Source organism: Bacillus sp. BD48, from assembly GCF_046566805.1.
GTDB lineage: Bacteria > Bacillota > Bacilli > Bacillales > Bacillaceae > Bacillus > Bacillus safensis.
This window is the reverse complement of sequence record NZ_JANGFM010000009.1, coordinates 19,425-33,163: the sequence shown is the minus strand read 5'-3', so window position 1 is coordinate 33,163 and position 13,739 is coordinate 19,425. Positions and strand designations below refer to the sequence as shown.

The following is a 13,739-nucleotide window of genomic DNA, read 5'->3' as shown; positions in this document are numbered from 1 at the left end:
CGTGTTAATAAGTTGTTAAAGATGCCAAAAGGTCAGGATCGACAAGATTTTATTGAAAAAAATGAAATTAGTGAAAACAATAACAAAATGATGACCTATGAACGCGTTCCAGAAAGAGCCGTCTTTACTTTTGTTTATTCACCTATCAATGCATTAGTCAGCATTCCGATTTATTTATTGTCACTCGCTGTTATTGTTTTTCAAATATGGTTTTTGTTAATCGGTTTTGTGTCTCCATTTGTTTTGTTGTGGGCTGCATGGCCGAAGAATATTGGAGTTTTAAAGCGCTATTCCATTGAGCTTATGTATCCACTGGCATTAAAGATACTGGCTACTGTCGCAGTGCTGGTTGTGTTCTCTTTGGGCTTCCTGGTGTACAAGATTGGATCATCCGGTGTTATCAGCGTGTACTTAATTTTGGCGTTCATGCAATTCATTCTGTTTGTTTTAATGATCTTACTTAGAAAGAGGATCGTACGTATTTTTAAAGCCGGAAATGGCTGGATGTTCGATTTACTACGTGGTGATCTGAAGGAATTGCAAAACAGCATTAACGGATTAAACAGCGCAATTTTGAAAACAGGTCTCGCTGCTGCTACTGGTGGAACTTCCGCTGCTGCTACAGCTGCGGCCACAGAAGTGATTAATCAAACAGGAACCGGATACTCAGACAATGATGCAATAGACGAACCAGAAGATTATTCTGGGGGAACAGCGAAGGGTTCAATTCCATTAGCCAAGGCTTCAGATTATGTAAATACGTCATCTGGCACGACTAAAGATAAGTTATCTCCTTCTCAGGATGAAGAAGATGAGAATATCAATAATGAACAAGCAGATGGAACAAAGCCGCTGGCTTCTGCTTCTGAATACTCGGATCAACAAGATGAAGCAGGTGATGAATCATATAACGAAAAGGCTAGCCATCTTCAGCTTGTACACAATTCAGAAGATTATCAAGACGATGATGAGTACCAGGAACATAGGGGTGACAATCCTTGGGAAATGAGTGCTATTCCTGAAGAAGCTGCTGCATCATACGAAGATGAACAAAGCAGTAATGAGTTAGAAAGCATAGACGGTACAAAGCCTCTAGGTTCAATCCCGCCTGAATATTGGTCGGAATCAGAGTCAAACGGAAGCGCAGAAGTTAAAAGTGAGCAGAAGCAAAATGATCCTGTAATTGATTCAGACACTTATGAGGATGAGGATTTTAGCGCTGATGAACGGTACAAAGGCGGGGATTATTGATGATAAAGCACCTTAGTGATAGAGCTAAGCAAATTATCGGTATTTGCATGCTTATTACCATGCCGATCCTTTTATTTGCGGGTGTGATTTTTGGTCAAAAAATTGATAAAGAGGAAAAAGTAGGACCTAAACAAGAAGAGGCTGCGGAACAGCAAAAACAGCAAGCTGAAGAAGATTCAGTAAATGAAGATACCTCAGATGCTTCTTTTGCTGAAGAAGATGATAATGAAAGCAAGGCAATATATGAGCCGACTGATAAAGAGAAAAAGGATGCGGAAAGTACAGCTGTAAACTTTATTAAAGCTTATCATTCGTATGATGCTAAAAATCCTGATGAATACTTAAAAAAATCAAAGAAGTTCATGACAAGTGATCTGTATGATTTTTATAAGCAGCTGCCAAAGCGTGGTACTTTGGATCAAACAAAAGTTGTGGTCAAAGATACAAGCGCAACGCCTGGTGATTTTCAAGAGATTGCACAAATTTGGAATGTAGATGTAACGAGTGAAGATACTGATTCAAACGGAAAAAAGAAAAGTAATGTTACGCCTTATTCCATACAAGTGCAGAAGGTGAACGGTGAATGGCTTGTAAGTGGGGTGAGGGTAGATGGCTGAAAATGCAGAAGTCATTGAACAGCTAACCGAATTAGAAACCCCTAAACCGAAAAACCCAATAGTCAGGCTTATTGGGTTTTTCGGTTTCCTGGTTGGTTTACCTATCATTCTTTTATTATTTGGAATGATGATGATGGCGGCCGTCTTTTTTATGTTTTTCACTGGTGGAGGCGCACAAGAAGCAGAGTTAGAGCAAAGTAATTTAGGTGGAGCAATATCGGAAATAGGAGAAAAAGAGATTCCGGCGGACTATATACCAATCTATAAGGCTGCCGCAGAGAAATATAAAGTGCCTTGGAATTTATTGGCCGCTCATCACAAAGTAGAAACAAGGTTTTCGACTATCAAAAAGATGGTATCGCCTGTAGGTGCTGTTGGTCATATGCAGTTCATGCCATTGACTTGGTTGGGGTGGGGTTATGGTGGTGATCGGCTTGGAAATGCCAATGTGCCAAAGAAAATCTTAACCGACCCCAAAATGATAAAAAAATACGGCGGTTATGGTGTAGATGCTAATGGAGACGGCAAAGCAGACCCCTATGACTTGGAAGATGCGGTTTTTAGTGCTGCTAATTATCTTTCTCATAACGGTGCTGCTGACGGAAATATCAGAAAAGCTGTCTATGCGTATAATCACAGCGAACAATATGTATCTGATGTATTGAAGTATGCCAAGATGTACGCTAAAGGTGATTTTAATAAAGTGCAAAATGTAACAGCTGGTGAAAGTGGTTTTGCGCGGCCGCTCAAAACAAAAGTGACTTCGGGTTTTGGACAACGGATTGATCCGATCACCGGCAGTCGAGGTGAGTTTCATAAAGGAATTGATTTTGCTTGTACTAAAGGGCAAGCGATACCTGCCTCCAGATCTGGAAAAGTCGTTTATACGGGTTGGCAGGATGCAAATAATCCAAACGTTGGGTATGGCTTATTCGTTTGGGTGGAACATGGAAATGGTTATAAAACCACTTATGCTCATATGTCGAAAACAAGTGTAAACGTTGGAGACAAGATAAAGGCAGGCGATAAAGTTGGTGAGTGCGGAAGCACTGGTAGTTCAACAGGAAATCACTTGCATTTTGAAATTTTTAAGGGTGGGGAACGTGTTGATCCATCACCATACGTTGGTTTAAAAAAGAAATGATAAAGGAGTAATTGGTTTGAAGAATACAGGACTTGTACGAAAATTAGACCAATTAGGGAGAATTGTTTTGCCACAGGAGATGAGGAAAAATCTCGGTATTTTTGATAGAGATTTAATGGAGTTTTCAACAGCTGATGACAAGATTATTTTAAAGAAGATCAAGAGAAATAACGTTTGTTTAATGACTGGAATCATTTCAGATAACAATATGTGTTTGTCTGGAGGAATTGTTTTAAGTAGGACAGGGGCTATATGGCTGCTGAAAGAATTACAGCAAGCGCTTGATAAGGATTCTTCTCAATAAATCAAAAAGAGCCGTATTTATTACCGATATAGACGGCTCTTTTTTATATGGATTTATAATGCGTTTTAACAGGGTGTATAAGGCTTTTTGGTGTCAGGTGGTATAAAAACATTCCGATAACAAAAAAGCCCTTATTCGGGCTTTTAAAGCGTTTTTGTACGGTCTTCAACTTGATCAATCCACTCAGCTAGATGGTCGGTTGTGAAACCGAGTTCCTTTAGCTCTTTTGGGAAGGTTTCTGGTGCTTCCAGATATGATTTCATTTTATTTAAAGCGTCCGGCATTCTCCCAAAAGCATAAATATGTTTTGAGGATGCCCCTTTATCAAGGTTTTTTCGTAAGTAGACATATTGGACACCGCTATGCTTTTGTATAGAGATAAATCCTTGCGGGCTAAAAAGCACGTTTAAGTCTTTGGATGAGGAATTTCTACGTTTTCTTTGTCTATGAACGCCTTTAGAGTTGTTGTAGGCTGCCAGCTCATCTTTGAGGAAGAGATATCCTTTTTTATCTTTAGCTTTAAATGGTTTGATTATTCCTTGATCAATATACTTGCTAAGAGTGGTTTTTGAAATGCCCAGGTATTCCGTTGCCTCAGTAGAGGTCAAAATTTGATCAGAAAAATAATCTTTAATTTCTTTGATTTTTTGATCTGTAGAAATACCTTTCTCAATGATTTCATACAAGCCTAACATAAAGCGTTCCTCCATTTTTTGTTGATGTAACTAATTTAGCATTATTTGTTGCGGTTATAAAATTTTTAAAGCCTCCCGCTATAAAGATTCATTTTTATAGGAGAGGCAGATTGTTTATTTAGTTTGATTTTACACCCAGACCGCACGCTACAAATGCTTTGCCTTCCAATGAAAGGCTCAGCCAATTAATAGTGTCATCGAGTGTATATTCTAGTGTGAAATGATCAAGAGATTCCCATCCCTGCTTCTGGCATTGTTCTTCAGCCCAATTTGCTTTAACTTCGATCCACCCTATGTCTTCCGTACAAGAAAATGGATCATTAGTTATTTCTGAAGGGTAGCAATGTACAACAACTTTTGAGTCTGGCTTGTGAATCATTATAAAATTCCTCCTCTAAAGAAATGTGTGTGTCACTAACTAGTGATAACTCAATTATACCCATAAGTTTTATAAACGTCAATATATAGGTGTAAAATTGTAAATTTCCTTTTGTTTTGTTATATTTGAATTATTCCCCGAAAGGGAATGTGTGTGAAATATGGCGTGCGGAAAACATGCCATATTTTTTATACTCAAATGTTGACGTTTTTAAAACTTAAAGGTATAATTAAATTATCATCGAAAGATGATCACACACATTTCAAAGGGAGGAAGTTTCATGAATATTGTAGTAGCAGACCTTTTTACAACTGACAGAAAACACTTGAAGGAAATTGTTTTCCCAAAGGACATTAATGAACCGTTTGATAAGGCTTATCAGATGAGAAAGCATCTTAAAACAGATATTATTGTCCGCTTGATTGATGATCAAGGCGAGAAAAATGAAACGTGTTTTCCATATGAGTGGCATAATGAGTTGGATATATAAGTAAAAAAAATTTTAAAAATATTATACCTTTATGTTGACGTTTTTAAAACATAAAGGTATAATGAAATTGTCATCAGATAGATGACCACACACATTCTTAATTGAGGGAGAGAATTAACATGGAAAAAGTATTTGAAATCAGATCAATCAAACAAGTAAAAACAAAGGTGTCTGCTCCATTTACACAAGTGAAATCACCACATCACGCGGTCGATATCATCCATCATTTTATTGGGGAAGAAGCTAGAGAAATAGCATTAGTCTTGATCCTTGACACCAAATTGAACGTACTGGCTGTTTATAAAGTGACTATTGGTAATATCGGTTCAACCATCTTAGAACCGAGAGAAATCTTTCAAGCTACAATGTTAGCCAATGGACGATCCGTCATAATCGCCCACAATCATCCGTCTGGAAGTGTAGAACCATCACCACAGGACATAAAGGCTACAGAAAGGATCGCGCAGGCTGGAAACATACTCGGTATTGATGTACTGGATCATGTGATTGTTGCAGTTGATCATGAGAATAATAAACAACATCTTTCATTAAGAGAAGCAGGGTATATCAATTTTCAAAGATAATGAGAGGGCTTAAAAGCCCTCTTGACCATATAAGGAGTGATTGGTAATGAATAAGGCTCAAACGTTTATTAAAAGCCATTTTGCGAATTTAGAGAAGTCTCCCAATGAACCCGAACTAAAAAAGGTCTTCCGAAAACTATATGAATTCTTTGGCCGATCAACAGGGGAAGGATTTGATTTAAAGCGATTAGATGGGTTGGATGATGAATGGAGAAAGATTGCGCTTCAGTCTATAGAAATTTATTACACAGAAGACTTTTATGGATCGGCAGCAGATCAGCCTGTTTATATCAACATGCACGATGTAGCACGTATCTTACAGCTCGATATTTGCACTTTAAATAAAAGACTGCGTAAAGGATCGTACAAGATCCCTAAGCCGGACCATTTTGTAAGTGGTGATCCTGTTTGGGTTAAATCTGAAGTGAGGAAATTTAGGGATGCTAACGGTATATGGACAGGCGCAGGCAGCTTCACATATCCAAAACTAGAGGAGTAAATGCGCGCAGCTGCTACCTTTAACAAGGGATAGAAGCGCGTAAGTCATATAGAGAAAATCATCACACACACATTCCATCAAAATGGGAGGAATTTAACATGAAAAAGTTACCTTTAGAGGTGCAGATTAGTCAGACTGTAAAAGCTACAAAGTATGGGGCGATGAGTATTATTGATATTTCTCACTACTTAAAAATATCAGGCGCTGAAGTCATTAAACAGGTGAAAAAATGTCCTGATCTTACAATTGTGGGGAATGCAGTAGTTGCAAAAAAAGAGGGCGGGAATGTTTGGGCTATCAGTGCTGTAGTCGGTATTACATTTTGTTTAATCCAAGTATTCCCCGCTATGGTAGGATAAGGGGTGGTTATGGTGCTAGAGATCACTGAGATTGACGGTAAAACTTACGGTATTATCAAACTTCACTTGGATATACAAAACGAAGAGACGGAAACCGCAGAAGGTACTGGTATCACTCTTGCTCCAGACGTGGAAGCGACAATAGGTATGTATCTTCAAATGATGTATGAGGCCGCGCAAAATATGGATCAAACGAAATTTGAAGAGATTAGTAAGCATTTAGAGGAATGGACTTTCCTGAAAAGAATAGGTTGCTGCAGCTACCCTCTAACGATTAAGAATGGCACGATTAAAGGTTATCGCGGAAGTATTTCACATAAGAAATGAAAAATGCTCCTGCTGTGACAGGCGGCAGGAGTATTGACCAGAAAATAAGGAGGGTTTAAATATGGCTTGGAAATCACGATTTATTTTGGTTGGTATTTTGATTATTATTGTGGCGTCAGCGTGGAATAGACTCGAAGAATTTAAAGATAATTTTTGGAGTGACATAAACAATATTTCTCAACAAGTAGAGAAAACGCCTTCTAAAAGTGATGGTCAGTATGATGTGAAATTGAATTTTCCGGCTGATAAGTATCCAGAAACAGCACGACACATAAAAAATGCTATAGAAAAGGGAGCTTCAGCCGTCTGTACGATTGATAGAGAAGGTGCCGATGAAAATAGAGAAGAATCACTGAAAAACATACCAACAAAAAGAGGATATGACCGGGATGAGTTCCCTATGGCAATGTGTGAAGAAGGCGGCGCAGGAGCCGATATAGAATACATATCTCCAGCAGATAATCGAGGTGCGGGATCTTGGGTATCTCATCAACTAAGTGAATACGAAGATGGAACGGTCGTATTGTTTGTTGTTGATTAGGGTTATGAAACTTTGAGTTTGATCACAGCGTATAAGCTAAAACAAAGAAAAAAGGGAGTTGTAGATTTGAATATACAAAAAGCAAAAGATATCATTCAAGCAGGATTTGCATGGGGCAACTGGACTGATGAGCAAAAGAAGGCTTTCAAAATAGCTTGGGAAGCTCTGAATCAACAAAGTGATGCTTCTAACCATTTATTGGTTCTTCAAAAAGAATACGAGGTGCAGCTTATTTCTGCTGGTGAAAATGGATGGGCTTTAAGGTTATTTGATAAGGATGAAAGGGATAAAGAAGTATACAAATGCAGGCACGAGAATTTAAACAAATTATTGATCGAGGCAATCGAGTGGATGCAAAGGAATATTGAATTGTGATTGAAGGTTTTCTTTTTCAGCAACTAAATGAATACGTGATGGAACGGCGGCTAATTTTTCTAAATATCAGGGGTGGCTTATGGAAATTGTAAAGAGTCTCTTATTCATAATCTATGTCATCTTGCTACATGTATATTCAAAGGGATCGGCTAGTAAATTTCAACGATACGTCTATAATTCTTTCATTTTGGTATCTGTTGTATGGTTGATCAGCTTTAGCTTTTTCCCTCATTGGAAAATCATTACTAGTGTTGGTTATGTGATTGTTAATCTCTTTGCAATTAAGGAATTATTTAAGAGAGTTAAAGCAAAGAAACTTATCATACCAGCTGTGGTTCCGCTTATTTCACTTGTGGGTATCGTCTCTGTAGTTGCCCTCATTCTGAATGATATCTATCTATTTACTTTGATGTTTAATGTATGCTTCTTCGGCTATCTCGTTGTAATAGAGAAGATACAGGAGCATTATAAAATTGGTGAAAAGCGAAAAGCACCATCTAAATTAAACGATCGTGAAAAAATATTGAAGCGAATCAAACAAGAAAATATCATTCTTTTGCAGAAAGCTTCTTATTCACCTAATCTTTATACGTTTAATGCTGAAATAAACGTTGCTGATGATAGCGTGATCCGCAACTATATAATTGAGCCGCTTCATCCAGAAAGCGGAATCAATAGACAAGCCCATTCACTAGCTCATGAATTAGGACATTATTATGACTCAATAAAAAGGAGTAGGTTCTTTCAGAAATTCATTCAAAAATGTCGCAACGCAGAACGATTAAAACCGATTTGTGGCTTAATTATGTTATATGATGAATGGAGTGCCTGGAAACATGCAGAAAAAATTTGTATTGAAGAAGGCGTAGATGTTCGATTTTTTAGCTATTCGAGGAAATTAAATTTCTCAACCTATGTTAAAGCTTATTGGGATGGTTGTATAAAGCCGATAAAAACTTTGCTTAAAACGTACATTTTCAGTGTAGCCATCGTACTTTTTTCTGTGTTATTAACGGAGACGAATATTCATCTTCCCTTTAAGTTGGATGAGATAACAAATATTATATCTGGAAACAAAGATAGAACTGGGATTGTGAATCTAATTTTTATAAACCTCATGATGTTTCGCTTGATAGGATGGATAGCTATACCTTTTATGCAAAAAGGTAAGATAGATCGTCAATATGTAGAAGAAATTGACCTTCCAGCAACAGGGAACACAAAGCAAGAAAAATGAAAATGAGGTGAATCATTTGTTTGGAATTTACACTTATGCAGTGTATTTCTGCTTAGCAGGTTTCTTCTCTATTGGCTTATTTAATATAACTTTACTTCTATGGCCGATCCGTTCTAAAGGAGAAGAGATCGACATATATGATCTTCCAAATGAAATTTGGGATGCTTATACACAGCGAATATCTAATAGACAATCGGTACTTCTTGCTGTTGCTTCTTTGTTGCTGTTGATAGTATGGTCGTTGGCAGTGTGGTGGATTCCACGTATATTAGAGGTGATTTTGTCACCGAATTATTTTGACTTTTTTTCTGGTGTTAAATTAATTAGCATCCCCAATATTCTGATTATGTGCTGTGTGATCTTTTGTATCAGTGCCTTGGAAAATTTATATTTTAGAAAAAAGGTTCTAAATAAATTCAGAGAGTCAGGCGCGCAACAGATTAAGTAAGAAAATGAGGTGAATCATGTGAAGGTAGAAGTAGTAATCAACCTGCTTGAGATAGGACTACTCATTCTAGGGGTATCAGGTTTAATGTTAATTAAAGCCAATGAGGAACGAAAACGAAAAAGAAGGAGCTAGGTTGCTTCATCTATTAAATATTTACAAATTATGTTTATCATGGTATAGTGTTATTGCAATAAGGTCACACCTTACATGGGTGTGTGGATTGAAATGTCCTAAGAGACAATCAGAAAAAATCCCTTTCCAATTGGATAGGGATTTTTTTGTGAGAGCATTTAAATCATGATAGGGAGTGGGAGTGTGTAATGAACGAAAAAAATACGATTACTGCGTTCCATTGCTGGAGAAAAGATGGTTAATTAAAGGTTAGTCCTAAGCCTTTAAAGTGGCACATCCCTAAAAGACTAAGAGGACAGATACAACAAGGGGATATTGTGTTGGTTGAATCCCTAGACAGAAAAAAGCCTGTCCTAGTAATTGATGTTTCAAGAGAAGAACTAGAGGAAACAGGTTGCTATTACAAGCGAGTCATTAAGATTTTGGATCAAGTAGATAAAACCAGTAAGGAAAGCGAAAAAATAAAGTAGCACTTTTTACAGGTGGATTTTTTCCTGCTTTAAAGCTCTTCCTCTATGGCGATAAGTAATATTACTTATTTTTACATAATTTGTTTAAAAAAGGCATTTTATCTGCGATAATGAAATAATGTTAAAAAGAAGTAGACTCTTACAAGTCTACTTTTTTATTTTCTGTTGTGAGGTGAAATATAATGAATGGCATAGATATATTAGAGAACGCTTCAAGATTTGGTCAATTAATTCTTTTCTTCTCTGGATACGCTCTTTATTGGAATCTAGTCAAAACAAAAAAAGAGCGACCTCTCACAAAGTACGAAAATTTCCTTAAATTTTTTGTAATGTTGGGCATGGTAATTTATTTTCTTTCGTTTTTATCTTTAAACCTGTGGGCGTAATATGTCGGTTTTTGTCTAATTATGTCTAAAGGATTTAACTCTCCTTTAAAACCCTTTATTTTACATAAATGTATGATAAAGTAAATTTGAATTTAAAAATAGGGGGAGTTATGATGAAAAGATTGGTTTTTTTAATGTTAGCATTAGTTCTGGCTGTGACTGCCTTTGCTCCAGCTGCTGCTGCAAAGACGCAAAGCACAAAGGGATTAGAAGGTTTGACAGAAGAGCAAATTGAGACGTATTTAAAAGAAATTGAATACATCTTCACAAAGATTATCATTTCTGATAAAGAAAAAGGCTTCACCATTAATGAAGAAGAGCTTGCAAAATCACCTTATACAAATGCAGAGAAAGACGGAATGATCGCTTTCGCAAAATACATGAATCAAGATGTGGTCACTCAAAGCAACACTGTCACGCGCTGTATTGAAGATGCAGTTGGTATCGCTAAAGGTACTTTAAAGCATCTGCAAAAAGCAATAGATAAGGGAGATTGGATGACAGTGGCAGTATATATAGGCGGTCTGGGCCTTGCAATTAAGCCGAGCGTGGTATTCGTATTCATGCTGTTTTGTGGTGCGCCAGTAGCCAAAGTTGCTCCTGCTCATGAATAATATACAAGCACATCAAAAACACCCTAACTAATGTTAGGGTGTTTTGACGTTTAATATATCCATAAATCGAATGAAATTAGTATCGCCACGATCATCCTTAACCCTGAATTCTTTTCTTAGATGATCCACATACCCGACTTTCCCTATGATCTCACGAACAAACCCATTGTCGTACAGATCGAAACTAAGGGATAAGTCTTCGCTCATAGCAGCTGCAATGGTATATTCAAACTCTTCCAATTGTTCTGGGCTTAATGTTGGCCGATCTATTTTTTGCTTCTTCAGATGCAGTTGCCTAAGAGCTTCATTGTGTTCTGGCAAAATAAACTTCATCTTCCAACGGTTTTGATCCTTTTCTTCATTCCACATGTAGTCCACCTCAATTGAGATTATAAACGAATGTTTGTTCGGTGTCTAAATGATAAAACTTCCATGATGTGTTTATTCTTACGGAAGTTCAAAAAATGGACTTCCGTAAAATCTGCTTTGTTCCACAAACAAAAAGACAGACCCAAGAAGGTCTGCCATTTTTCATGTACCAATTCGAATAAGGCTCATCATCATGTAGCCTTCCTTGAAGCAACTGACACATTTGAATCTTGTTGGATGATAAAAGAAGACCCACTAACGATTAATAAACTAGCACAAACGATTGAAAGCAGTAAGGCTTTAAATTTCATACAAGAACTCTCCCCTTCGGATTTGTTTTTGAGCATAGATCATTTTGTTATAAAAATATACAGAATCATCCATATGCTCAATTCCAGTATAAAATTCCGCAGCCAAAAGCGCCAGTTCTTCTAAATATGGATAGCCTCGAATATCGTCAAGTGCATCTAAAGCATCCGCAACAGCAGTGGGTTTAGCCCCCTCTAAATAAAGAGCTTTCAGCACATTTAACAAATTCATGAAAAACCAATCATTGAACGTTTCAGCGCTTTCTATCCCTAAATCAAAATAGTGTTTTCCTGATTCATGCTCCTTTTTCTTGAAATGCAGTAAAGCCAACTCATAATAAATCTGTGTAAGTTCTTTAGCTCCAGACTCTTTAGCCTGATCAGCAGCTTTCACCAAAAAATAAAGCGCTCTGTCCTGATCCCCCATATTTTTATAAGAATCACCGAGGTTAAGCAACGCTTTAGCAAGCATATACTTGTTGCCTAAATTCCTGGCGGACTCTTCTGCTGCTCTTAGATGGGGTATCGCTTTTTCATGTGTACATAAATCATCATAATTGCCTGCAATGACAAAACGACATTGAATCACCTTGATCTCATACATCCCATTGGTTTTATGAGCTTTATAAGCATGATACGCCTGCTCGATATAATACATAGACAAATGCGTTTGCTTCATGTGATAAAAAATTTCTGACATCTTATAATAAAATTCAGCCCGTTCAAGCTCATCAGCTACTTTATCCAGCTTCTTTTCTGCTTGTCTATAAAAAGCAATGGCTTTTATGTACTCACCCTTAGAGAATTCATACATCCCTTGAAAAAAGTGAACGTAGTATTCCATGATACCCGTCAACTTTTTACCTTCACCTTCAACCGCCCGTAGGTACTCCGCTTTGTTGACTATCTGCTCAGCTGGATTCACATATTCCAACATCTGCTGATGACGAAATTCCATTAGTTGAAAATAAAGAACAGCTTGCTCATCTTCTTCCATCACATCTAATTCACTTTTTATCTCATTACGAAGCATTTCCGCATCTGTCACATTGAATTTTTTAATATGTCGATACCACTCATTAATTTTTTGCCCAACCTCCGCAGCAGGAATACTTTTCATTCCACCTCTCCCCTTTCAACATCCCTTTTTATGTTAAATACTAGCATAATTTGCACGCCCTAGAATCCTCATTTGTACCAATTTTGAAAATTTTCGGTATCTCGCAACCATCTTTGAATTTTTCTCGGTTTCTCGCAATCAAAAAAGAAATTTTTCAGCAAAAATCATGATATTAAGAAACAAAAAAACAGGCTCTTTAGCCTGTTTTTTATCCTCCAGTGGCGACAATATTGATGAGTGGCACACACAGTAAAAAGAAAACGACGAGAAAAACAATTTTATATCCCATCTCTTTTTCCTTATTATTCTTACGTTTTTGCATATAAACAGCAAAATAAGAAACACCAGTTAACATCATCAAGACTGCTATTACAGTCATCATAAAATCATCACCTTTATATTATTTGAGGGTGTCAACTCTAAATGCGGCAGCCCAAGAAACACCTACATAGACACCTTTACCCTTATTTTTTGCGCCGATTCTAACAGCAAGCAAAGTCCAGTAACCGGCCGAGACACCAGAAATTGATGCAACAGGTGGTAACCAAAAAGTCAATCCTCCAACAATAGCTCCACCAGCAGCTGCACTATACAAAAAATCTTGATAACTTTTAGAAGCTTTATTGTTGAATTTTCGATCATACCCCCACCAGTTATAAGTCCATCTAGCGTAATTAACAGATGTCGACAAAGTGGTAGGTGTAATACTCAAATCTTTTTCTACAGTAATTTTACCATTTTTTACATCATTATTCAATTGAGCAAAATGTCCTTCTAATTGATCTAAACTGTATTTCTCGTATAAAGAATTTGGCACATTATTTTTCAAAAACAACAAACCATCTTTATCAACAGACACATACGGTTTAACAGCATCGATCATTTTTTGCTGCTCAGCATCTAAGCTTGTTTGATCATCAGTCTTAACTTTATAGACTCTTTCAGGTTCCTTCACATTATTTTCGTAAGCTGAAGCATTTGGTGCAACCGATAAAACCAAAACAGAAACTAACGCCATGATCATAATTTTTAACTTCAAGATAAAACTCCCTCTCCATTAATTATTTTGTTCATGGCAAATATCACATAA

21 protein-coding genes are annotated in these 13,739 nt (G+C 37.0%); 15 read left to right on the top strand and 6 right to left on the bottom strand.

The genetic code is table 11. The annotated features are described in order from the left end of the window. The 4 genes from ACLGGR_RS19030 to ACLGGR_RS19015 all read left to right on the top strand — a co-directional run. Positions 1 to 1,251, top strand: a 1,251-nt coding sequence (locus ACLGGR_RS19030) for an MFS transporter (RefSeq protein WP_410973690.1), incomplete at its 5' end; no start/stop codon positions are given. Beyond that, positions 1,248 to 1,868, top strand: coding sequence for a hypothetical protein (locus ACLGGR_RS19025; protein ID WP_410973689.1), 621 nt, complete (start codon positions 1,248 to 1,250; stop codon positions 1,866 to 1,868). The genes ACLGGR_RS19030 and ACLGGR_RS19025, both read left to right, overlap by 4 nt. Beyond that, on the top strand, positions 1,861 to 3,012 hold the full coding sequence (locus tag ACLGGR_RS19020; protein ID WP_410973688.1) for a peptidoglycan DD-metalloendopeptidase family protein: 1,152 nt from the start codon (positions 1,861 to 1,863) through the stop codon (positions 3,010 to 3,012). Before ACLGGR_RS19025 ends, ACLGGR_RS19020 begins: the two co-directional genes overlap by 8 nt. A gap of 16 nt (positions 3,013 to 3,028) precedes the next feature. Further along, a complete protein-coding gene (locus ACLGGR_RS19015) occupies positions 3,029 to 3,316 on the top strand; it encodes an AbrB/MazE/SpoVT family DNA-binding domain-containing protein (RefSeq protein WP_410973687.1) in 288 nt (95 codons plus the stop codon). 143 nt (positions 3,317 to 3,459) lie between these two features. On the opposite strand, the gene ACLGGR_RS19010 is transcribed toward ACLGGR_RS19015, so the two are convergent. Together ACLGGR_RS19010 and ACLGGR_RS19005 are read right to left on the bottom strand one after the other, a co-directional pair. Continuing rightward, positions 3,460 to 4,002 (bottom strand): helix-turn-helix domain-containing protein, encoded by a 543-nt coding sequence (locus ACLGGR_RS19010; protein WP_410973686.1) that lies wholly within the window; start codon positions 4,000 to 4,002, stop codon positions 3,460 to 3,462. A 127-nt stretch (positions 4,003 to 4,129) separates the two neighbouring features. Continuing rightward, positions 4,130 to 4,390: a hypothetical protein gene (locus ACLGGR_RS19005; protein ID WP_341055872.1), complete on the bottom strand. Its 261-nt coding sequence runs from the start codon at positions 4,388 to 4,390 to the stop codon at positions 4,130 to 4,132. A gap of 280 nt (positions 4,391 to 4,670) precedes the next feature. Here ACLGGR_RS19005 and ACLGGR_RS19000 point away from each other — a divergent pair, with 280 nt between their 5' ends. From ACLGGR_RS19000 to ACLGGR_RS18950, 11 genes are all read left to right on the top strand, one after another. Further along, positions 4,671 to 4,880, top strand: coding sequence for a hypothetical protein (locus tag ACLGGR_RS19000; RefSeq protein ID WP_144523901.1), 210 nt, complete (start codon positions 4,671 to 4,673; stop codon positions 4,878 to 4,880). A 119-nt stretch (positions 4,881 to 4,999) separates the two neighbouring features. Further along, positions 5,000 to 5,464, top strand: coding sequence for a JAB domain-containing protein (locus tag ACLGGR_RS18995; RefSeq protein ID WP_410973685.1), 465 nt, complete (start codon positions 5,000 to 5,002; stop codon positions 5,462 to 5,464). Positions 5,465 to 5,510: 46 nt separating this feature from the next. Beyond that, positions 5,511 to 5,963 (top strand): hypothetical protein, encoded by a 453-nt coding sequence (locus ACLGGR_RS18990; RefSeq protein WP_410973684.1) that lies wholly within the window; start codon positions 5,511 to 5,513, stop codon positions 5,961 to 5,963. Between the two features lie 98 nt (positions 5,964 to 6,061). Beyond that, positions 6,062 to 6,322, top strand: coding sequence for a hypothetical protein (locus ACLGGR_RS18985; protein ID WP_410973683.1), 261 nt, complete (start codon positions 6,062 to 6,064; stop codon positions 6,320 to 6,322). A gap of 12 nt (positions 6,323 to 6,334) precedes the next feature. Further along, positions 6,335 to 6,649 (top strand): hypothetical protein, encoded by a 315-nt coding sequence (locus ACLGGR_RS18980; protein WP_410973682.1) that lies wholly within the window; start codon positions 6,335 to 6,337, stop codon positions 6,647 to 6,649. Between the two features lie 61 nt (positions 6,650 to 6,710). Further along, positions 6,711 to 7,190 (top strand): NucA/NucB deoxyribonuclease domain-containing protein, encoded by a 480-nt coding sequence (locus tag ACLGGR_RS18975; protein WP_410973681.1) that lies wholly within the window; start codon positions 6,711 to 6,713, stop codon positions 7,188 to 7,190. A gap of 66 nt (positions 7,191 to 7,256) precedes the next feature. Further along, positions 7,257 to 7,565: a hypothetical protein gene (locus tag ACLGGR_RS18970; RefSeq protein WP_410973680.1), complete on the top strand. Its 309-nt coding sequence runs from the start codon at positions 7,257 to 7,259 to the stop codon at positions 7,563 to 7,565. Between the two features lie 79 nt (positions 7,566 to 7,644). After that, a complete protein-coding gene (locus ACLGGR_RS18965; RefSeq protein ID WP_410973679.1) occupies positions 7,645 to 8,802 on the top strand; it encodes a hypothetical protein in 1,158 nt (385 codons plus the stop codon). Between the two features lie 16 nt (positions 8,803 to 8,818). Then, positions 8,819 to 9,250: a hypothetical protein gene (locus tag ACLGGR_RS18960; RefSeq protein WP_410973678.1), complete on the top strand. Its 432-nt coding sequence runs from the start codon at positions 8,819 to 8,821 to the stop codon at positions 9,248 to 9,250. A 407-nt stretch (positions 9,251 to 9,657) separates the two neighbouring features. Continuing rightward, positions 9,658 to 9,852, top strand: a complete 195-nt coding sequence (locus ACLGGR_RS18955; protein WP_410973691.1) for a DUF5839 family protein — start codon at positions 9,658 to 9,660, stop codon at positions 9,850 to 9,852. Between the two features lie 499 nt (positions 9,853 to 10,351). Continuing rightward, positions 10,352 to 10,852, top strand: coding sequence for a hypothetical protein (locus tag ACLGGR_RS18950; protein ID WP_410973677.1), 501 nt, complete (start codon positions 10,352 to 10,354; stop codon positions 10,850 to 10,852). 33 nt (positions 10,853 to 10,885) lie between these two features. Here the strand turns inward: ACLGGR_RS18950 and ACLGGR_RS18945 are convergent, their stop codons facing one another. The 4 genes from ACLGGR_RS18945 to ACLGGR_RS18930 form a co-directional block, all read right to left on the bottom strand. Continuing rightward, complete coding sequence (locus ACLGGR_RS18945) at positions 10,886 to 11,221, bottom strand: YolD-like family protein (RefSeq protein ID WP_410973676.1); 336 nt, start codon at positions 11,219 to 11,221, stop codon at positions 10,886 to 10,888. A gap of 300 nt (positions 11,222 to 11,521) precedes the next feature. Beyond that, positions 11,522 to 12,649: a response regulator aspartate phosphatase gene (locus tag ACLGGR_RS18940; RefSeq protein ID WP_410973675.1), complete on the bottom strand. Its 1,128-nt coding sequence runs from the start codon at positions 12,647 to 12,649 to the stop codon at positions 11,522 to 11,524. A 208-nt stretch (positions 12,650 to 12,857) separates the two neighbouring features. Beyond that, positions 12,858 to 13,031 (bottom strand): hypothetical protein, encoded by a 174-nt coding sequence (locus ACLGGR_RS18935; RefSeq protein WP_410973674.1) that lies wholly within the window; start codon positions 13,029 to 13,031, stop codon positions 12,858 to 12,860. An 18-nt stretch (positions 13,032 to 13,049) separates the two neighbouring features. Further along, a complete protein-coding gene (locus tag ACLGGR_RS18930; RefSeq protein ID WP_410973673.1) occupies positions 13,050 to 13,688 on the bottom strand; it encodes a hypothetical protein in 639 nt (212 codons plus the stop codon). Positions 13,689 to 13,739: the final 51 nt, after the last annotated feature.